Below are 21,606 nucleotides of genomic sequence, written 5' to 3'. Positions count from 1 at the left end.
AGAAATCACGTATGACGCCGGAAAACGACGATCGACGCCCACCACAGGAACCGGACACGCAGCCGGAGAAAAACAAAAGCCCCCTCGACGCTCTCAATGACACGGCCGTCGGGCAAAAAGCCAGCCAGGCGCTGAAGACCGTCACCGGAACGGCGGCCAAAGTGCAGCGCAACCCGGTGATCGCCCACTTACTGCGCGCCGCAGAACGTTTCAATGACCGGCTGGGCAATCAGTTCGGCGCGGCCATCACCTACTTCTCGTTCCTGTCGATGATCCCAATCCTGATGGTCTCCTTTGCCGCCGCCGGTTTCGTGCTGGCCTGGCACCCGACCCTGCTGCAGGACATTTTCGACAAGATTCTGCAAAACGTCAGCGACCCGACGCTGGCGGCGACGTTGAAAAACACCATCAACACCGCGGTGCAGCAGCGCACCGCCGTCGGTCTGGTCGGCCTGCTGGTCGCCCTCTATTCCGGTATTAACTGGATGGGCAATTTGCGCGAAGCGATCCGCGCCCAGTCGCGCGACGTCTGGGAGCGCCGGCCGCAGGACGAAGAGAAAATCTGGATAAAATACTTCCGCGATCTTATCTCGCTGATCGGTCTGCTGGTGGCGCTGATTATTACGCTGTCCATCACTTCTGTCGCGGGTTCCGCCCAGCAGTTGATTATCTCCGCGCTGTATCTCGACAACATTGAATGGCTGAAGCCCGCCTGGCGGCTGATCGGCCTCGCCATCTCGATTTTTGCCAACTATCTGCTCTTTTTCTGGATCTTCTGGCGGCTGCCGCGCCATCGTCCGCGGCGCAAAGCCCTGTTTCGCGGCACGCTTATCGCGGCGATTGGCTTTGAAATCATCAAAATCGTCATGACCTGGACGCTGCCGGCGCTGGTGAAATCCCCCTCCGGGGCGGCGTTCGGTTCGGTGCTGGGGCTGATGGCCTTTTTCTATTTCTTTGCCCGCCTGACGCTATTCTGCGCCGCATGGATCGCCACCGCGGAGTATAAAGACGACCGGCGGATGCCTGGCAAAACCCACCGTTAACGCATTGCGAGGATGAATTGAAGAGGCAAAATTCATCCTCGCGCTTTATTTCAGTAGATAAATCCACCCATTAACTTTTATTTAACCAAAAACTGGTTTTATCCTCTATCTTTTTAATTGTGTGAAGCATTTCATAGAACCATTTTTACTGGTGTAAAAATTATCCGCTTTTTGCCTGTTTTTTGCCCACTTTCCACGTTTGTTACAGATTGAAATGTCCCTGTGGCTGTGGCTATATGGCTTTTCGTTCGCGCAAAAATAAGAAAGATCTATGCAAGCCACAGCCACCACACTCGAAAACTCGCAGGAAACCGCCCCGGTCAATTCACGCAACAAAGTCGTTGTCGCCTCGCTCATTGGCACCGCCATTGAGTTTTTCGACTTCTACATCTATGCCACTGCCGCGGTCATCGTCTTCCCGCATATCTTTTTCCCGCAGGGCGATGCCGCCGCGGCCACCCTGCAGTCGCTGGCCACCTTCGCCATCGCCTTCGTCGCCCGGCCGATCGGCTCCGCGCTGTTTGGTCACTTTGGCGATCGCGTCGGCCGCAAGGTCACTCTCGTGGCCTCGCTGTTAACCATGGGGATCTCCACCGTGGTGATCGGCCTGCTGCCCGGCTATGAAAGCATTGGCATTGTCGCGCCGATGCTGCTGGCGCTGGCGCGCTTCGGTCAGGGGCTTGGCCTCGGAGGGGAATGGGGCGGCGCAGCGCTGCTGGCAACGGAAAACGCCCCGGCGCGCAAGCGCGCCCTGTACGGCTCCTTCCCGCAGCTGGGCGCGCCGATCGGCTTCTTCTTCGCCAACGGCACCTTCCTGCTGCTCTCCTGGCTGTTAACCGATCAGCAGTTTATGGAGTGGGGCTGGCGCGTGCCGTTTATCTTCTCCGCGGTGCTGGTGATCATCGGTCTGTACGTGCGCGTCTCGCTGCACGAAACGCCGGTCTTCGCCAAAGTGGCAGCGGCGAAAAAACAGGTCAAAATCCCGCTGGGTACCCTGTTGACCAAACACGTCCGCGTGACGGTGCTGGGCACCTTCATCATGCTGGCAACCTATACCCTGTTCTACATCATGACCGTCTACTCGATGACCTTCAGCACCGGCGCCGCGCCGAATGGCCTGGGCCTGCCGCGTAACGAAGTGCTGTGGATGCTGATGATGGCGGTGATTGGCTTCGGCGTGATGGTGCCTGTCGCCGGCCTGCTGGCGGACGCCTTTGGCCGTCGCAAGAGCATGATTGTCATCACCACGATGATTATTTTGTTCGCCCTGTTCGCTTTTAAACCGCTGCTGGGCTCCGGTAACCCGCTGCTGGTCTTCGCCTTCCTGCTGCTGGGTTTAAGCCTGATGGGACTCACTTTTGGCCCGATGGGCGCGCTGCTCCCGGAGCTGTTCCCGACGGAGGTGCGCTACACCGGCGCGTCGTTCTCCTATAACGTGTCGTCGATCCTCGGCGCCTCGGTCGCGCCGTATATTGCCGCCTGGCTGCAGGGCAACTATGGCCTGGCGGCGGTCGGCACCTATCTGGCGGCGATGGCGGCGCTGACGCTGATCGCCCTGCTGCTGACCCACGAGACCCGCCACCAGTCGTTGTGATCCTTCGCCCTGACGCCGCTGGCGTCAGGGCTCTCCCCTACTTTTTCATCTGTGACAAAATGGTCCGACACTGGTTGCTATCGCCCTCCGCCGGGGAGACCAGCGCCAGCAGCGCGGCAGCCGGCGTCACCAGGGTCGCCAGCGCCGCCGCTACCGCACCGCGGACAATCAGCGGCCCGGCCTTCACCCCCGCCTGCGGCGATTTAAAGGTGCCCCGAACATACAGCGGTGAACGCAGGGTGATCACCCGGAAGCCTTTGCTTTCCGGATCGATGGTCAGGTCCAGCTGCTCGGAGGCGAAGCTGGCGGTTCCGGTCACATTGATCAGCGCGTTTTCCGTATCGAAGGCAAAAATCTGCGGCCGGGCGACGCCGTTGGTCACGTCGATATTGGCCGCCGCACAGTTCACCCGAACTTCCTCATCACCAAAAATCTGGCCGATCAGGTAGTTGCCGACGTTAAGACCGAGAATTTCCATCAGGTTACGACTGATCAGGCCGTCGTTCATCAGCAGTTTCAGATTGCCATTACTGTTGCCGAGCAGGGCCGCCACCGAGTTGCCGCTGCCGCGCAGCTGAACATCGCCATTCATCTCGCCGAGGGTTTTCTGCATCATCTCGACGTTCGGCATCAGCGCCTTCAGCTTCAGGCGTCGCGCCTGCAGATTGGCCTCACCCTGCAGCGGCTTTTTATCGCCCTGCAAGTGTACGCTGCCGGCAATCGACCCGTTGGCCAGGCCAAAGCGCACCGGCTGCAGGCGCAGGTCGCCATCTTCCAGGATCACATGGGTCGACAGATCGCTGATCGGCAGGGTGCCGCCGTGCTCAATTCTCCGGCCCTTAAAGCGTACATCGGCATCCATCACCTGCCATTTATCGGTTTCAAAACGGTCTGCCGGCAGCACTTTACCCGCCGGCTGCGGTCGGTCGCCCGCCTGGCGCGCAGCGCCTTTCTTCGTCCCTTTGCCGGAATCGACGCCGATTAACGGCCCGAGATCCGCCAGCCGCAGCTGCTTCGACTCCATATCGCCGCTGAGTTTCGGCCGCGGTTTGCCGGTGGTATAGGTGAGGGAGCCATGAATGTCGCTATCGCCGATCCGACCATTAAAATCCTGGTAGTCAAAACGCATGCGGTTTTTCTGCTTAAAGTCGGCGCGCAGGCGGCCATCGGTAGAGAACGATGGCGTCTCCGGCAGCAGCACACCGGTCAGGTCGTAGAGATCGCGCAGCGAGTCGCCGGCGAATTTCAGCCGCAGGTCAATACCGCCGACGTTGAGCGGGTCGCTGACCGTGCCGCTGAATGCCACCCGGGTGTTGCCGGAGTGGAAGTCGCCCTGCAGCGGGAAAGGGGTGCTTGCGCTGCGCAGGGCCAGCATGCCGCCGATTTTACCGTTGCCGGTGACCGGCTGGTCCTTGTAGCGGCCCTTCAGCGACAGGCCAAAGACATAGTCACCCACTTTCGCCGCGCTATGCCGATCCTTCGTGCCGGTCACTTCGCTGAACGGCAGCGGTTTGCCGAGGGGATCGACAAGGATGGTGATATCGCTGCGGGTGATCTTGTCATCAATGGCGATAGTCCCGCGGTCAAAGAGAATATTATCGAGGCGAAAGGACCAGCTGGAGGGCGCGCTGTCGCCCGACGTACGCTGATCGCCAGCCAGCTGAAAGGTCCAGTTATTATTGTCTTCCGCCAGGCGGATCAGCCGCACGTCGGGCTGTTCCAGCTTGATCCACGGCAGGTACACCGTTTTGCTCAGCAGCGCCAGCGGGGCGAGGGTCGCCTCCACCCGCGGCAGGTGGATCATGGTCACCTGGGGGATGGCCGGCGGGTTGCCCAGCACGATATCTTCCGCGTGCACATGGGGCCACGGGATCCAGCTGCGCCAGCCGCGCTCGTCCGGCTGCCGCTCCCAGACCACGCCGAGATCGCCGCGGATGGCGAACGGGCGGTTAAGTTCGGCGGACACTTTCTGATTGATCGTCGGCTTCAGCCGGTTCCAGTCAAAGGTGGCCAGCACGATAAAGAAGAGAACGATCAGCAACAGTATCGTTCCTGTGATGATAACCAACGTTTTACGGGTTCTGCTCATCCCTACTCCGCTCCTTTTGCATCACGTCAGTCCTGAATATAGTCAAAACGCGGCGTTTATCCTGGAAATGCGCTTTTCGTCACATTACGCGCGTCAGGTCAAAAAAATAATGGAACGATGTTTTAATATGATTGACCAGCAAAACAGCGCAGCGCACACTAGCGCTTATATCGATTCCATTGCAGGTTCTGGCTATGTCTAAAAAAATTGCCGTTATTGGCGAATGCATGATTGAGCTGTCAGAGAAGAACGGGGCCGTTAACCGCGGCTTTGGCGGCGATACCTTAAACACCTCGGTCTATATCGCGCGGCAGACCGATGCCAGCGCACTGAGCGTCCACTATGTCACCGCGCTGGGAACCGATGCGTTCAGCCAGCAGATGCTCGACAGCTGGCAGCAGGAAAACGTCAACACCGATCTTATCCAGCGGATGGCCGACCGCCTGCCGGGGCTGTATTACATTGAAACCGATGACACCGGCGAGCGCACCTTCTACTACTGGCGCAACGAGGCGGCGGCAAAGTTCTGGCTGGAGAGCGATCGCGCGGCGGCGATTTGCGAAGAGCTGGCCACTTTCGACTATCTCTATCTGAGCGGCATCAGTCTCGCCATTCTCAGCCCGGCCAGCCGCGACAAGCTGTTCACGCTGCTGCGTGAGTGCCGCGCCAACGGCGGCAAGGTGATCTTCGACAACAACTATCGTCCACGCCTGTGGGCCAGCCAGGCGGAGACGCAGCAGGTCTATCAGGAGATGCTTGCCTGCACCGATATCGCGTTTCTGACGCTCGATGATGAAGACGCGCTGTGGGGGGAAAAACCGGTTGCTGAGGTGATCGCCCGCACGCATGCCGCCGGCGTGGAAGAGGTGGTGGTGAAGCGCGGGGCGGATGCCTGCCTGGTCTCGGTTAGCGGGCAACCGCTACAGGAAGTGCCGGCTGTCAGGCTGGCCAAAGAGAAGGTGGTGGATACCACCGCCGCCGGAGACTCCTTCAGCGCCGGCTACCTGGCCGTTCGCCTGACCGGCGGCGATGCTGAATCCGCCGCCAAACGCGGACACCTGACCGCCAGCACGGTGATCCAGTATCGCGGGGCGATCATCCCGCGGGAAGCGATGCCGCAGTAATTCTCCGCAGGAAGCGCTCTCCGGCCGCCGCTGGCGCGCCGGAGAGGCGTTAGTTACTGCCCTGGCGGGATGTCGCTGGCCTCGCTGTGGGCATCAACTGTATCAGCGCTGCCGCTGACCGCCGCGGCCGCCGGATTCGGCGCCATCAGTTTTTCCCACGTGGCCTGCAGCTCCTTCATGTTGTATTCCGGTTCGCCTTTCGGCTGCTGTAGCACCAGCGCCATATCCTGGGACAGCTGCTGACGCAGGTACTGATTCAGCATGTCTACCGTCAGGGAGTTGAGGAACTCCTGGCGCAGCTTCTGATACTGCTCCGGCGCGATATCCACCACCTGATTCTGCAGGGAGCGCATGCGCTGGCTCATCAGAATATCGGTGTCAGTGCGCGCATAGGTGGCAAACAGCCTCTGCAGCTCGAGGCTTTTCTGGGCGATAAGCGCGTCAAACTCCTCCTGCGGCAGGCCGTTGTCCCGCACTTTCGCCAGCTCGCGCGAGACCACGCTCAGGTTGTTGTTCAGACGCTCGCCCGGCGATTCGATGTTGATCGCGCACTGCGCGCGCTGATAGAGCACCCGGCAGTCAAAGCCAAGACCAATATCCTTCACGTTATTTTTGCTCAGGCTCTGCTGCACGTGCCAGAACAGCGCTTCGCGGGCGAGGTCGTCGCGCCAGTAGCGCTGCAGCGCCGCGGAGTCGCGGATTGGCTGCCAGGGCGCATCCCACATGATGGACAGTTTGTCCTGACGCACCGCGCTGGTCATGATGCTGACCGGCACGGTAGGCAGTGGCGATAAGGTCGGCACCGCCGCGGGCGTTTCCCGCTTGCCCTTCAGATCGCCGAAGGTTTTGCTGATTTGCTCAGCGACGCTGCGGCTGTCGACGTTACCGACCACAATCAGCGTCATGGCGTCGGGGGTGTACCATTTATGATAAAAGTCTTTCAGCTGCGCCACGTCTATCGGCTGCTTCAGCGGCGCGGCAGGATCATGGCCCAGCATGGTGGACCCTTTCAGGCGGTAGCGCCACCAGCCCTCTTTGGTATCCAGCGGCCACGTCGCCACCATGTCGCTGCCCTGCAGCGCATGATTGATCGATTCAGGCGTAATGGTCAGCTTACCGCTGGCGTCCGCCAGCCAGCTCAGCGCCTCTTTCAGCAGATCGTTGCGGTTATTGGGCAGACTGAGATTAAACATTGTGTAATCGTAGGAGACGATGGCCGGCGGCAGAGGACGCTTCGGGTCAATACTCTGCTGCCATAAAGAGCGCGCCTGCATCGTCGGCAGGCTGCCGCTTTGCGTCAACGCCAGGCGAGGAACAAAGCGGCTGAAACCACTCTGCTGAGTGCTTTCGCTCAGCGAGCCAATATTCACGGACAGACGGACTTCAATACGGTCGCTGGGACGCTGCGGCGTGGCCAGCACCTGCCACGTCAAACCATTCGCTAAGGTCCCTTGTTGCCAGGCCGGATCAGGCTGGAGCGCTTCTGCCTGCACATAACCGGCCGCCGCTACCATCAGCAAACCGCCCGTTAAGAGTTTAATTGTTGTGCCCTGCATGTGAACCCCTGATGAACATTCCTGGTTACAACAGCACCCCACTGACGGGCTGCCGAAAAAAAGTGAGAGTGAAATACGTCGGTTAGACCACACGGAGACGAAAATGTCGCATGACAACGCAAAATAATCATTTCGTGTCATTTCCGCCAAGCGGAAATGACCTCTAATTATGCGCAGGAGCCCGTACTCCAGCAAGGGAGTACGGGCCTAAGAGGAGGATTTAAGAGGATAATTCGTGCGATTTGTTCGCTGGAACACGGTTATTCAGAACATCATCCATCTGTTTGGCATCGAGTTCTTTGACCCATTTAGCCACCACCACCGTAGCGACGCCGTTACCCACCAGGTTGGTCAGCGCACGGGCTTCGGACATAAAGCGGTCGATACCGAGGATCAGCGCCAGGCCCGCCACCGGCAAATGCCCGACGGCGGAGATGGTCGCCGCCAGCACGATGAAGCCGCTGCCGGTCACCCCCGCCGCCCCTTTCGAGGAGAGCAGCAGCACCACCAGCAGGGTGATCTGATGGAAAATATCCATATGGCTGTTGGTCGCCTGGGCGATAAAGACCGCGGCCATCGTCAGGTAGATGGAGGTGCCATCGAGGTTGAACGAATAGCCGGTCGGGATCACGAGGCCCACCACCGATTTGCGGCAGCCCAGCTTCTCCATCTTGTCGAGCATTCTCGGCAGCGCTGATTCTGACGAGGAGGTTCCCAGCACAATCAGCAGCTCCTCACGGATATAGCGGATAAATTTGAAGATGCTGAAGCCGGTAGCCCGGGCGATACTCCCCAGCACCACCACCACGAACAGAATACAGGTGATGTAGAAGCAGATGATCAGCTGCCCCAACTGCACCAGGGTGCCGACGCCATATTTACCGATGGTAAAGGCCATGGCCCCGAAGGCGCCAATCGGCGCCAGGCGCATGATCATATTGATGATGCCGAAGATAACCTGGGAGAAGCTTTCAATGACGTTGAAAATCAGCTGGCCCTTGCTGCCCAGACGGTGCAGGGCAAAACCAAACAGGACGGCGAACAGCAGCACCTGCAGAATGTTGCCGCTGGCGAAGGCGCCAATGACGCTGCCCGGGATCACATCCAGTAAAAAGGCCACCACCCCCTGGTCTTTCGCCTGCTCAGCGTACACCGCCACCGCTTTCGCATCGAGCGTTGACGGGTCGACGTTCATCCCGGCGCCAGGCTGCACCACGTTGACGATAATCAGACCGATAATCAGCGCGATGGTGCTGACCACTTCGAAATAGAGCAGCGCCACCGCCCCGGTACGGCCGACGGCTTTCATGCTTTCCATCCCGGCGATCCCCGTCACGACGGTACAGAAGATAACCGGAGCAATCACCATTTTAATCAGCTTAACGAAGGCGTCGCCGAAGGGTTTCATTTGCGCGCCCAGTTCCGGGTAAAAATGGCCCAGCAGAATACCGATCGCTATGGCCGTCAGAACCTGGACATAGAGGCTTTTAAAGATAGAGGTTTTCATAGGGTGTCCTTTGGGAATAACCACAGAGCAAGAAGGGATATTTGACGTCTGTGGCTTAAAAATAACACCCTGGAAACATTTCAGAAATAACTAACGCCGAAAGTGCAACGCAATTGTTAAAATCTTTGAGCTGACTCGCACAAGTCAACAAAACATTTACAAATTTTCATCCTCACGAACCGGGGAGAGATAGCGCGCGCTGAATGCCTCCAGCGGCAAAGCGCAACCGAACAGATGGCCCTGGAGCACCTCGACGCCCGCGGCTTGCAACCAGCGGTACTGGGCGTCGTTCTCCACCCCTTCCGCCACGATACGCAGCGACAGGCCGCGCGCGAGCTGGATCATCGCCGGCACCATGCTGACATCCTCCGGCAGCATATCGATGAATACTTTATCGATTTTCAGAATATCCACCGGCAGAGCTTTCATCTGCTGCAGCTGGTGCAACCCGGCATAACCCATGCCAAAATCATCCAGCGCAATCTGTACCCCGGCCTCGCGCAGCGGTCGCAACCGCGCCATCACATCCTGCGGATCGTCCATCCGGCAGCTCTCCGTCACCTCGAGGATGAGGGTGCCAGGGGCGATACGGTAGCGGGCGATCAGCTTTAGCATCTCCTCGCCACGGTCGTGTTCCAGCAGCTGGAGCAGGGAAACATTGACCGACAGCGGCAGCATAATCCCCTGGCTTTGCCAGGCCGCCAGCTGGCGGCAGGCCTCTTCCATCACCCAGTAGCCGACCGGGATAATCAGCCCGCAGGACTCAATGCGCTCAATCAGCGACGGTGGTAGCGACCAGCTGCCATCCGCCTGCCGCTGGCGCAGCAGCACTTCGGCGCCGCAGATCTCGCCGCTGGCGCAGGCCACCTGCGGCTGCAGCCAGATAGCGAACTGCTGGTTGTCGAGGGCGGTCATAATGTCGTGCTCTTCCATCAGACGGCGCTGAGCCTTTTCCATCTGCTCGGGATCGAAGAACTCAATCTGGTTTTTGCCTTTACGTCGTGCGGTGACGGCAGCCGACACCGCGCGCCGGTAAAACTGCTCGGCGCTGAGCCCGGCGTGGAACATGGCGATCCCGACGCTGGCGTAGGGGCGCAGCTGCAGCCCATGCAGCGGCAAACGCTCATTAATAATAGTGAGCACTTGCTTACTTAACGTCACCGCCTGCCACGGTTCGGCAAGGCCATCGGCGAGAATCGCGAAGTCATACCCGCTCACCTGAGCCAGCACCATTTGCGGCGGAATGGCGGCTCGCAGCTTCTCCACCAGCGTCAGGAGCAGCATTTCGCGCTGGCTCTCCTTGAGGACCCCGGCGGCATCCTGCAGGGTTTCGCAGGCGACGACGATTAGCGCGGCGCTCTGGGGGCGGGCCACCGTCTGCTCCAGCATCGCCAGCAAAAAGGCTTTATTCGGCAACTCTGAGACCGGGAAGCGGGTCGACTGGATGGACAGTTCATCATGCTGGCGCACCAGGCTCTGCTGGTTGCGGTTATAGCTGCGCACCAGCATACCGATCTCGTCGTCATGGTGCAGGCGCGGGAGCGTTAGCTGATGGCCGAGACGATCCTGCTGGGAGAGATCGTTCAGCTCGCGGGCGATACGCCGCAGGGGGCGCACCATCAGCCGGTTGATGCACCAGGTAAGCGCCACCGTCAGCATCAGCACCAAAAGTAAGTAAGCCGTCACTAACGTAGCAAGGGCGCTCATGACGAATTTATACATGCGGTATGAATCCGCCTGCAGCACGAGATAGGCCAGCGGCTGGGGGTTAGCCGGCCGTTCCAGTGAATAAATAGGCAGCGAAATCTGCACCGGCAGCTCAAACAGCCGGGTGACGGTCACCGGCACCGGCCGCTCGGGGATAAATCGCATCCGCAGCGCCTGGAACTGGTTCGGCAACACCACATCCGCCCGGCTGACGATGCCAGCAGGCTGGATACGGCTTAAAATGGCTTCCGCTTCCGGAATATCGGCTTTCAGAATAGCCGCAGACAGCGGTTCGCGAACGGATCGCGCGATACTTTCTAACTGCGTGGCCGTGGTAAAGCGACTCTGTTGCACAAAGTGAAACAGCAAAATAGTGCAAAAAACCAATACAAAGGCCATGGACACGCTCGCGACCATCGCCATCTGTTTGATTGTAAGTGAACGGCTGACGCGCAACGGTGTTCTCCACTGATACTGAATGCATACCCGGTATCAATCCTTCAATGCCGGTCGTTTCAGGCTGATTATATACTCAAATCCTTCGCCCACGCCCGCGAGGGATGAAGTGACGGGATATTTCCGCGCGGTGGCGCAGACGCCGGGGAAATCGCCCCGGCGGCCGACGGTGGGCAATGCCTCACGAGTATACGCGAAGCGCGTCGTGGAGTGGCGCTCTGTGACGTAATTCAGCCTATTCTGCTACCAGTCGGCGTAGGGCACCAGCGGCTGGGGAGGCATATCCAGATCCCCCTGCCAGCCGGCCGCCGAGTAGCGGACGTAAAGCAGCGCATGGCTCGGGGTGTAATCCTTCGCCTGCTGAATATCGACCGCGGCGCCGACGAACCAGTTGCTGGTCACCCGCCGCTCCACCAGCGCTCTGGCGGTGTAACCGACTCCCTGACTGCTGCTCCCCTCCTCCGTCAGCTCGCTGGCGCGCTGGCGGTAGTCGGACGGGATCAGGTTCAGCAGCGGATAACGGGCTTGCGTCTGGGTGCGCGAATGGGACCATGACACCGACCCGCCGAGCTCCCAGGACCAGTTCTCGGTACGCTGACGCCAGGTCACCGGCACGGCGAATGAGAGATACTCCTGCGGGCTGTAATAGCCGCCCTGGCCGAGGGTGTAACCGCTGAGATCTTTGTCGTAGTGCCAGATCATATTGTTGAGGCCGACGGTGACGCGACGATTATTCTCGTTGATGACCTTGTAGTAGTACCCGGTCATCCAGCGCACGCGCCAGTTATCCGCCACGTTTTTACCGGTCAGCGAATCGGCCCCCAGCGAGGACCAGATGCCGTGCGCTTCGCCCCGGTCATAGCTGAGGCTCAGGCCGCCGCCGTCGGCGCGGACGCCGCCCCAGGTGGTGCCGGTATGGCTGCTGCTGTCTTTCTGCCCGCCAAAGGAGAGCAGCGAGCTGGAGATGGGGCGCCGGTGGACATTGACCGTGTACCCCACCGGCCCGACGTCGCTGCTGTAGCTCAGCCCCCCCACCACATCGACGACGTTAAAGCCCATCGGGGTGGTGCCGATATCGCCGCTCCAGGTGTCATTCTTCCAGCCGACCGCCACGCTGGCACCGCTGTCGGTCTGGTTTTTACTGCCGCTGGTACAGGCGATCTCCCCGCAGGTGCCCCAGCTGGGCGAGTAGCTCCCGTCGCTGTGGGTGGAAAAGCTGCCGGCATCCATATTGACCAGATCGGTGCGAAAGAACATCCGGCCATCCGCCAGCGGAGCATCCACCTGCAGCATGGTGGTATGCGCCTTCAGGTCGGAATAGCCGCCGGTGCCGCTGGAACCCCAGAAGTCGTGTTCCAGGGTGACGTTCAGATCCTGCTGGCGATAAAGATCGGCGGCATCGCTACGGATCCCGCGCTTCAGCCAGTCATCCTGGCTGTCGTTGCGCGTCAGCCGCGTAAAGGTATCGTTATCCCGCGGCTGCACGGGGGTGATGCCGGAGGCCACCATCGCCTCCCGGTAGTGCGTCAGCGCCTGCTGCGGCGCCCCGGTCTGGGTGGCAAAGCGCGCGGCATCGCGCAGCACCAACGCGCTCTCCATCGAGGGCGGCTGCGCCTTCGCCTGCGGCACAATCTGGTTAAAAATCTGTTGCGCGTCAGCGGTATCGCCAAGGCCGGCTCGCGCCAGCGCGACCCGACGCTGCATATTCATGGATTCGGTCTCTGCGCCTTTCAACTGCATGACCTGCGCCCGGGCGGCCTGTTTATCGCCCTCGGCCAGGTAGACTTCCGCAAGGCCGAGGCGCACATCGCCGTTGTCGGCCTCCTGGCGCAGCACCCGCTGATAGTCGGCAATCGCCGTCTGGCTGTCGCCGCGCTGCTGCGCCCAGTCGGCGAGCGTCAGGTCATAGCGCACCGAGTCGGGCTGCTGTTGGATAAGGGCGATCGCCTGCGCTTCGTTACCGCTGTCGCGCAGCTGGTTGGCCTGGCGCAGCACCCGGTCGCTTTGCAAACGCGCTTCGAGCTCACGAATATTATCCGTCCACGCGCTGCGCGGCAGAGCGGCGATTTGCGCCAGGGCCAGATCGTCCTGGTCGTTTCCCGACAGGTAGAGCCCCGAGGCGTAGACCCGTTCAGCATCCTGCGGCTGGCGGTTGACCATCGCCCGCATCAGCGCGTCGGCCTCCTGGCGTTCACCGGCGCTAACCAGATCGCGCGCCAGACGGTAGGTTATCCACACGCTGTCCGGATCCAGCGCCAGGCGCCGACGCTGGACTTCCGCCGCCTGCGCCCAGTTGCCCTGACTTTCCAGGGCCTGCGCCTGTTTCTCCAGCCGGTCGTTGGTCAGACTGCGCTCAATATCATCGATGCTCCGCCGCTGAGCGGGAGGGAGGCCGGCGATCCAGGCGCTGGCTTTCTCCGGCGATTCGGCGCGATAGAGGTTGGCCAGACCGCGCACCGCCAGATTATTACCGCGATCCAGGCGCAACGCCTGCTGGTAATAGCGCTCCGCCGCTGCCGACTCTTTGCGCGCCGCCGCGACGTCCCCCAATCCCAGCACGGCATAACTGTCGGTGCGATCGACACGCTGCGCCTGGGCATAATAGTTCTGCGCCTGCGAAAGCTGGCCGGCTTTCAGGGCGTTATCCCCCTGCTTGATCAGCAGCCAGTAACGGTTGGTTTGCAGCAGGCTGTCCCATTTGCCGCGGTTCGGGCTGTCGGGGTCCATGGCAATCGCTTTATTGAGCTGCGCCACTGCCCGCGCGCGATCGCCGCGCTGGGAATAGGCCTGGCCGAGGGCGCCCACCGCATCGCTGTCGCGGCTGTCGGCCTGAACGGCTTTCTGAAGATCCGCGACCGCCTGCGAGGCATTCCCGGACTTGACCGCCGCCAGCCCTTCCGAGCGGGCGCGGAAGGTCGGATCCTGCAGCTGCGCCTGCTGCTGGTCGAGCAGAACGCGGGCGTTCGCCGCCACCGAGCCGGTGGGAAACTGCAGGAGAAATTGCTGCAACGCCTGCACGCTGGCCTTGCTCACCGGCATGCTTTTCACTTCACTGAACCACATGTCGGCGGCGATGCCGCGTCCTGAGGCCGAGCGGGCCATCTCCGCCAGATAGGCAAACCCTTCCTGCGGTTTGTTATCGGCAAACATCTGCTTCGCCAGCGAAGTCAGCAGGCTGACGTTGCCCGGCGCGCTGGCGTTCAGCTTTTTCAACTGGCTGACGCCTTCGCTATGGCGAGCGGGCAGGCGCGCCACCAGCGTCCAGTATTCAATGGCGACGTCAACGTCATCCGGCACCCCGCCGTACAGTTTTTCATAGGCGGCGATGGCTTCATCGACCTTCCCGGCCACGCCCAGCAGTCGCGCCTGCTGCAGCGCCTGCCGGCCCTCGCCGGTGTTGCTTTTCATCTCATTGCGCGACGCCTTCAGCTCCGGGGAGTCCGGCGCCAGCTTCGTCAATCGTTCCAGCTCTTTTTTCGCCCCGGCGGCATCCCCCTGACGCAGCAGGTAGCGCATCCGCGCGGCAATCAGATCCGGGTTGTTGGGATCAATCAGCTCCAGGCGGTACAGCGACTGGCGCACCAGGTCTTCACGATTACTGGCCTCGCCAAGGCGGACCTGCTCCAGCAGATGCTCCTGGGCAGGCGTCGTCGCCGCCTGCGCTAACGGCAGCAGCGCCACGCCGAGGGACAGCGTGAGTAAACTTAGTGAGAGCTTGCGCATTCCTGGTTCCAGTCAGGTTGTAATTCGCCACCCGCAGTGAAACGAAAACGGTGTTGATCCCAACCCTGGCCGAACAGCGTCAGAACTGCGCTGTAGTAGGCATCCGCGCCGGGATAGTTATCGGCGACGCGCTGGCGTTGCACCGACCGGGCCTCGTCGTCCTGTAAAAACGGTAGCATCACCGCGGAGAAGCCCACGGGCCCCTGGCCGCTGGTTTTGCCGGTGGCGATATTCACTTTCTCCGGCGGCACCCCCTGCTCCGTGGTCTGCGCCGCCATCGGCGCGAAGCGTTGCAGCAGGCGCGCTTTCTGCTTATCGCCATCATGGAGCATGCCCACCCACAGGTAGACGCGAATCGCGTCATAGCTGCCGATCAGCGGCTTTTCGGTTTTCAGCTGCCAGCCTTTCCCTTTCTCATAGCGCACCCAGTCCGGGATAAAGCCTTTCGGCGCGGTCTCCAGCAGCAGGCGCAGGTTGCTGTCGCGCAGGGCAGGCCACGGCGCGCCAAAACGCACAAAGTAGGTGGCCAGCTGCGGCGGAAGATAGCTGGGGTTAAACCGCCAGCCGCTGTCATCGGCAAAACCGACTTTTCCCGGCAGCAGCATCGTGCCAAGACCGGGCACCGCCACCGTCTCTTCCTCGACAATCCGCGCCAGCAGTGCTTTGCCGGTCTCGGTGTACTGCGGCTGCTGCCACAGGCGGCCCGCCTCCAGCAGCGCCCAGGCTATCCACAGATCCGAGTCGGAGGCCGAGTTGCTGTCCAGCAGGGTCCACTGCTCATCGTCCTTTTTGCCCCACAGCCAGCCCGGCAGATGTTGCCGCAGGTCGCCTTCCGCCAGGTTGTTCTGCGTCCAGGTCAGTAGTTTGTCGAACCCTGCGCGATCGTTGGCGGCCAGGGCGAAAAACAGGCCATAGCTCTGTCCTTCCGAGGTGGAGATTTTGCGCGCATCGCTGGGGTCAATCACCCGTCCCTCAGGGCTGACGTACGCTTTTTTAAACTGCTCCCAGGCGGGCCACTGGCAGGCGGCGCTCACCGGGCCCGCCGCCAGCAGCAGCGCGGAGAGCACCGCGCCACAAAGTACTTTCATCATGGTTTATTCATCATCCAGGCTAAGACGGCGGCGACTGATGATGCGCAGCATGCGCCACAGCACCCACGCCAGCAGCACAATACTGATAGCGGCGAAGATCGCCAGCAGTATCGGGTGGTTAGAGAGCGCGAACCAGATGCGCTCGAACCAGGGCAGATGACCCACGTAGTAGATATCTCCTACCCGCAGACTGTTGACGCCGGACTCGCGGATCACCGCTACCGAGCCAAACATTGCTGCCCGCTTACCGCTGTCGTTGAGGGCGTTGGTCAGCAGTTCATTACCGCGCGGGCTGTCGGCCAGCAGGGCCACCACGCTGCGCTGATCGTTATACGGCGACTGGAAGCCAATCACCGCCGCCATCGGCCCGGAAGAGGTAATGTCGGTGCGGGTATTGGGCGTGCGGGCATCGTCATCGGGATAAATGCTCGCCAGGTCATAGTGGCGCATCGGCATTTTCACCCAGCTTTTGGTCGCCTCGACCAGCAGGTTGATTTTGGTGTCGTCCTTGAGGGACGACGGGATCGCGCCGATCAACAGCAGATCCGCGTCTTTGTTCTTGATCTGGTTGCCATCGTCGGTCATCTGCAGATTAATCGCCGCCAGACCGGTTTGCGAACCGATACCGCCCAGCGCCTGCAGCAGCGTCGCCACCTGGCCCTGGGTCGGCGCTTTCGGCACCACCACCAGCGTGTCGGAGAGGTCGGCCATACGGCTGTAAGGGAAGCCCGCATTGGCGAAGACGCGCAGGTCCGGCAGGGCGATAAAGTGATAATACTTCGAGAAGTCGATGGTCGAATCGTCGCCGATCACCACATGGTTCTGCACCGGCTGGAAGGTAATACAGTTGTCGATGGAGCCGCCCGGCATCGGGTTCATGTACTGGAAGTCAAAGCGCAGCTGGTTGACCGCCCCGAGACGCAGCGCGGGGATGGTGACCTCTGATTTGCCGTCCAGCAGCCCCTGCAGCACCGGCAGGCGCAGGATCAGTTTGTTCACGTCCTGAGCGCTGTTCAGGCTGAACGACTGCAGGAACTGGTCGTTGAGGCTGATATCCATCCGCGAGCTGTCCTTCACCGGCGGCATGGTGTAGCGATATTTCAGATCCATATCGATGCCGTTGGCCCGCAGCAGATAGAGATCCGGCGGCAGATTAAGCGCCACGGTGATGGCATCCGGCACCAGCCCGCTGGACTGCAGCTGTTGCTCATAGGTTTTCAGCTCAGCGAAAGTGACCGAGCGGTCGGTGCGCACCCAGTTCGGCGCGTCGTAAGGCTGACGCGGCTGCAGGGTTTTGATGCCGTCCACGGTGACGCTGCTGCCGCGGAACAGAATATTGCCCTGGGCAATCCCCTTCGCCGCCAGCAGCAGGTCGTTATCATCGCGGCCGAAAATTACCAGCAGCTTGACGTAAGGATCGTTCGGGTTGTCGATCATTTCGATGGTCGGCGCCTTGACCGGCGGATGATCGCGCAGGAAGTCCGGGCGCTTGTCGTTGGTGGCGAAGACGATGGCGTTACGATCCGGCAGTTCGTTGAAATAGACCGGGAACTGCTGGCCGCGCCAGCCGGCCTTGCTGCCGAACCAGGAGGCGACAATCGCCGCCGCCTGCTGCTGGGCCACCGCTGGCGAGCCCGGGAAAATCATCGGTAGCGTCAGCGGGCGGTTATCGCGCGGATCGTAGAACGGCACCGGGAAGTGTGACAGATCGTTATGCACCTTCAGCGACTGGTAGGTGAGATCCAGATAGCTTTCGCGCCCGACGTCCAGCCACAGCGTGCTGCTGGCGGGGTTTTCGCAGACATCGCGGTAGTGACCGACAAACTCCAGCCGTACGCGGTTGAAGTCGGTGATGTACAGCGGGTCAATCGGCAACTGCGCGCGGATCTTTTTCCCCAGCTGCTCTTTGGTCACGGGCAGGACGCCCATCAGCTCATCGTTGAGATAGACTTTCAGCTGCGACTGCACGGGCAGCAGCGAAGGCGATGGGGTGTATTCCAGGTTGAGCAGCGCGTTGGCAACCAGCTCATCGCTGCGCATGCCGAATTCGACCGACGCGTCAGGCCATGAGCCGCGCAGCACGATGCTGCCGGGCGGCGGCGCGATGGTGGCAAAAGTCAGTTTCACCTCCCGCTGCGGGACGTTCTCGGCCACCGCCGCCGGGGCGGTCGGTTCGGCAAGGGCCGCCGTTGGCTCGCCCACCACGATCGGCGCGCCCGGGGTCGCTACCTGCGGCTGAACGCCAGGGGCGGCGTTCGCCACGACGGCCGGCGCCGCATAAGAGGCCAGCGGATACCAGCTGCACATGCCCACCGCTACTGCACACATCCAGGAAAGTTTTCTTTTCATCGCATTATCATCATTGTTGAGCCATTGCCGGGTCTGCGGAGAGCGTCGGCGCGGCGCGTTCAGGGCGTCGGGGTACAAACGACACTATCCAGGCCACCAGCGAAGTGAGCGCGCGGAAAACCACCTTCACCGACGGCGGCGAAAACTCCGCCAGGTGACGATAGCCACGGAAGCCCAGCTTGAGGATATCCAGCAGGCTTTCCATCGGCTTGTCTTCCGGGAAGCTATCCTGCCAAAGCGCCCACGTATCAGCGCGGGCAAACGTACACTGCACAAAATCGATATGCTGTTGGTTGGTCAACGGCAGTAGCTGGAGCCCCACCTCGCTGCCGTTGACCCGCGCGACCCTTACCGGGAAGGCATATTCCTGCTGTCCCCGTTTGAGCAACAGCCTGGCGTTCTGGCCTTCCAGCACCTGCGCGTCGCCGTGAATTTTGATCCCCAGCCCGCCGTCGGAATAGTCGTGAACCGTGCAGGAGAACAGATGGCCATCTTCGCGGGCAATCGCCGCCGGCATGCTCATTTCGACACGATGCGAACGGCGAACCTGCTTGCTTTCGACCGAGACCGCCACCGCGCCGCCAAGAATAATCAGGTTGTAGAACACCCAGACAATACTCACCCAGACGGTGAGAATTTCGTTTTCCGGGCCATACATAAATCGCCAGATCCCCACCGCGACGCCGACCAGATTGAGCAGTACAAGGTAGATATAGGGCCGGGAGATCACCCAGTCGACATACTCTTCTTCCACCAGCCCGCCCTTCGCGGTGACGTTGAACTTACCTTTATGCGGGTTAATCAGCGCCACAAAGGTGGGCGGCGCGATATACCAGGCCAGCACCGTCTCGTAGATTTCACTCCAGAACGAATGGCGGTATTTGCCCTGAATCTTCGAGTTGGTCAGGCTGGCGTGGATCATGTGCGGCAGCACGAACAGCGCGATCATCAGCGCGGGCGCATAAATGATATAGGCATGGAGCAGCAAAAAGGCCAGCGGCGCCGTGAGGAAGATGAGGCGCGGAATACCGGAGAGGAAGTGGAGCATGGCGTTAGCGTAGCAGACGCGCTGCGCCAGCTTCAGGCCTTTGCCAAACAGCGGGTTATCGAGCCGGAAAATCTGCACCATCCCGCGCGCCCAGCGGATGCGCTGGCCGATATGCGCGGACAAACTCTCCGTCGCCAGCCCCGCCGCCTGCGGGATCCGCATATAGGCTGAGGTGTGTCCCCGCCGGTGCAGACGCAGAGAGGTATGGGCATCTTCGGTTACCGTTTCGACGGCTATCCCGCCAATCTCATCCAGCGGGCCGCGACGGATAACGGCGCAGGAGCCGCAGAAGAAGGTGGCGTCCCACATATCGTTCCCGTCCTGCACCAGGCCGTAGAACAACGTCCCTTCGTTCGGCGTTTTGCGAAAGCGGCCAAGGTTGCGCTCAAAGGGATCGGGCGAGAAGAAGTGGTGCGGGGTCTGCATCATCGCCAGCTCTTTCTCTTTCAGGAACCAGCCCATGGTCATCTGCAGAAACGAGCGCGTTGGCACATGGTCGCAGTCAAAGATCGAGACGAACTCCCCTTTGGCGTATTTCAGCGCATTGTTGATGTTACCGGCCTTGGCGTGCTCGTGGCTGGTACGGGCGATATAGTGCACCCCGACATCTTTGGCAAACTGGCGAAACGCTTCCCGTCCGCCATCGTCGAGGATCCAGATGTTCAGCTTATCCTTCGGCCAGTCGATGCCCTGCGAGGCGTAAATGGTGTTTTTCACCACGTTGAGATCTTCGTTGTAGGTAGGGACGAAGATGTCCACGGTTGGCCACAGATCCATGTCCTCCGGCAGCGGCACCGGCTGGCGGTTCAGCGGCCAGACCACCTGGAAGTAGCCCAGCACCAGCACCACCCAGGCGTAGGTCTCTGCGAACAGCAGAATGATCCCGCACACCAGGCTTACCGGGTCGTTCCAGTTCAGCGTCGAGGTGTAGCGCCACCAGATATAACGGCACGACACCGTCAGCGACAGCACGATAAGCATCAGCGCCGAGAAACGCCCCGGGATGCGCCGCACCAGCAGCGCCACGCCCCACAGCAGCATCAGGAAGATAAACTGCGACAGCGGGTTAAAGGGCTGCGTAATACACATTAGCGCCAGCACCAGCGAGCAGAAGGTCACCCCCCCAAGGATCGCCCGGCGCAGCTTCGGATTAAGGTGCGCCAGCTCTTTCTGTTTATCCAGATGGCCGGTGCGGGCATTCACCTGTTCAGGCAATTTCTCCAGCCATTGCGTATAGCGACCGTGCACCCCTTCCAGGGCCGCCAGCGAGCGCCAGTTGACCTTTTTTTCCGGCTCCGGCACACGCGTCGCCAGCAACCACAGGGATTGCAGCAGGTAGCGCAGCGGATCCAGCGGACGCGGGCGATGCGGATTAATATGGGGAAAATAGGTTTCATGGTGGGCCAGAATCGCCTGCCAGCGCGGCGTCTCCAGCGGCATCAGCGCCCAGACCAGCGACGCCCACAAACAGCCAAGCGACGCCGAGAGCCAGGAGGCCCCGTGCTGCCGATAGTCGTCATAGCGCGCGCGCAGCCGTTCCCCCACCGGCGGAGCCAGCAGCAGCGTGCTGAGGCGGATCATGCCGGCCTCCCGCCGGAATAGTGGATCAGGCACCAGTTCGCCAGGGTCAGCACCTCTTCCGCCGCCAGGGAGTCCTGACGATACTCCCCAAGAGGCTGTTTCGCCGCCAGGCACTCGGCCATCGCCTCGTCGCGGTGAATCGTCACCGGCAGGATGCGCGGCTGGCTCTCCAGCCACAGCTGGTAGAGATCTTCCTGCAGCTGGCTGCCGACCCGCAGGTCGTTAACCAGAATGTCGCTGTTGGCCGGGAGGGGCTGCTGGTGTAGACGGATATGGCTATTGGCGTCGGGATGAACCACCACCAGCGTGCGATCGCACAGCGTCAGCAGCTCGCGGGTTAATGGCGAATAACCGTTCGGCAGATCCAGCAGCAGCCAGCGGTACTGGCTCTGCAGCTGCTGCACAGCCTCCGCCATCGCCCCCAGCGCGGGCTGCAGCTGGTCAGCATTTTCTCTTTCGCCGGCGCTGAGCTGGCCAAACGGCAGCAGATCGATATGTTGCGTATAGCGCAGACCCGCGTCGCGCCAGTCCCGGCCGTCGAGCAGCGCCCGCGCCCAGCCGTCCTGATGATGGACGTCGGTATTGAAAAAAAAGCGCAGCATATTATCCGGGCTGGCGTCGATCGCCAGCACCGTTTCACCGAGCAATTGCAGCGCCCAGGCGAGTGCAGCCGTAATGGACGTGACGCCAGTCCCCCCGCGCACGCCCTGTAATCCCAGAATAGCCATCTCCGGCTTC

The 21,606-nt window shown here is 61.0% G+C and carries 12 protein-coding genes; 3 read left to right on the top strand and 9 right to left on the bottom strand.

Going from position 1 to position 21,606, the window contains the following annotated elements; translation table 11 throughout:
• Positions 1-11: 11 nt before the first annotated feature.
• Positions 12-1,043, top strand: coding sequence for an inner membrane protein YhjD (gene yhjD, locus HMPREF3142_RS10820; RefSeq protein WP_008806925.1), 1,032 nt, complete (start codon positions 12-14; stop codon positions 1,041-1,043).
• 271 nt (positions 1,044-1,314) lie between these two features.
• The gene (locus HMPREF3142_RS10815; protein WP_012967096.1) at positions 1,315-2,637 is read left to right on the top strand and encodes an MFS transporter; all 1,323 of its coding nucleotides are present in this window, start codon (positions 1,315-1,317) and stop codon (positions 2,635-2,637) included.
• Between the two features lie 37 nt (positions 2,638-2,674).
• Here HMPREF3142_RS10815 and HMPREF3142_RS10810 read toward each other — a convergent pair whose 3' ends face one another.
• Positions 2,675-4,726, bottom strand: coding sequence for an AsmA family protein (locus HMPREF3142_RS10810; protein ID WP_023298316.1), 2,052 nt, complete (start codon positions 4,724-4,726; stop codon positions 2,675-2,677).
• A 194-nt stretch (positions 4,727-4,920) separates the two neighbouring features.
• On the opposite strand from HMPREF3142_RS10810, the gene HMPREF3142_RS10805 reads away from it, so the two are divergent.
• Complete coding sequence (locus HMPREF3142_RS10805; RefSeq protein ID WP_012967094.1) at positions 4,921-5,850, top strand: 2-dehydro-3-deoxygluconokinase; 930 nt, start codon at positions 4,921-4,923, stop codon at positions 5,848-5,850.
• A 53-nt stretch (positions 5,851-5,903) separates the two neighbouring features.
• Here the strand turns inward: HMPREF3142_RS10805 and HMPREF3142_RS10800 are convergent, their stop codons facing one another.
• From HMPREF3142_RS10800 to bcsQ, 8 genes are all read right to left on the bottom strand, one after another.
• Positions 5,904-7,406, bottom strand: coding sequence for a M16 family metallopeptidase (locus tag HMPREF3142_RS10800; protein WP_008806921.1), 1,503 nt, complete (start codon positions 7,404-7,406; stop codon positions 5,904-5,906).
• 220 nt (positions 7,407-7,626) lie between these two features.
• On the bottom strand, positions 7,627-8,913 hold the full coding sequence (locus HMPREF3142_RS10795; protein WP_008806920.1) for a dicarboxylate/amino acid:cation symporter: 1,287 nt from the start codon (positions 8,911-8,913) through the stop codon (positions 7,627-7,629).
• Positions 8,914-9,069: 156 nt separating this feature from the next.
• The gene (gene hmsP, locus HMPREF3142_RS10790) at positions 9,070-11,076 is read right to left on the bottom strand and encodes a biofilm formation regulator HmsP (RefSeq protein WP_016161933.1); all 2,007 of its coding nucleotides are present in this window, start codon (positions 11,074-11,076) and stop codon (positions 9,070-9,072) included.
• Between the two features lie 243 nt (positions 11,077-11,319).
• On the bottom strand, positions 11,320-14,799 hold the full coding sequence (gene bcsC / locus HMPREF3142_RS10785; RefSeq protein ID WP_070612066.1) for a cellulose synthase complex outer membrane protein BcsC: 3,480 nt from the start codon (positions 14,797-14,799) through the stop codon (positions 11,320-11,322).
• Positions 14,781-15,890 carry a cellulose synthase complex periplasmic endoglucanase BcsZ gene (gene bcsZ / locus HMPREF3142_RS10780; RefSeq protein WP_012967091.1) on the bottom strand — a complete coding sequence of 370 codons (1,110 nt, stop codon included), beginning with the start codon at positions 15,888-15,890 and terminating at the stop codon, positions 14,781-14,783. Before bcsZ ends, bcsC begins: the two co-directional genes overlap by 19 nt.
• A gap of 3 nt (positions 15,891-15,893) precedes the next feature.
• Positions 15,894-18,239 (bottom strand): cellulose biosynthesis cyclic di-GMP-binding regulatory protein BcsB, encoded by a 2,346-nt coding sequence (gene bcsB, locus HMPREF3142_RS10775; RefSeq protein WP_077270040.1) that lies wholly within the window; start codon positions 18,237-18,239, stop codon positions 15,894-15,896.
• 10 nt (positions 18,240-18,249) lie between these two features.
• Positions 18,250-20,868, bottom strand: coding sequence for a UDP-forming cellulose synthase catalytic subunit (bcsA, locus tag HMPREF3142_RS10770; protein WP_012540356.1), 2,619 nt, complete (start codon positions 20,866-20,868; stop codon positions 18,250-18,252).
• Positions 20,865-21,596, bottom strand: coding sequence for a cellulose biosynthesis protein BcsQ (gene bcsQ / locus HMPREF3142_RS10765; protein WP_012967089.1), 732 nt, complete (start codon positions 21,594-21,596; stop codon positions 20,865-20,867). Before bcsQ ends, bcsA begins: the two co-directional genes overlap by 4 nt.
• Positions 21,597-21,606: the final 10 nt, after the last annotated feature.

The organism is Klebsiella sp. HMSC16C06, assembly GCF_001808325.1.
In the GTDB taxonomy this organism is placed as follows: domain Bacteria; phylum Pseudomonadota; class Gammaproteobacteria; order Enterobacterales; family Enterobacteriaceae; genus Klebsiella; species Klebsiella variicola.
Note: the sequence above shows the minus strand (reverse complement) of the source record. Positions and strands in the feature narration are given on the sequence as shown.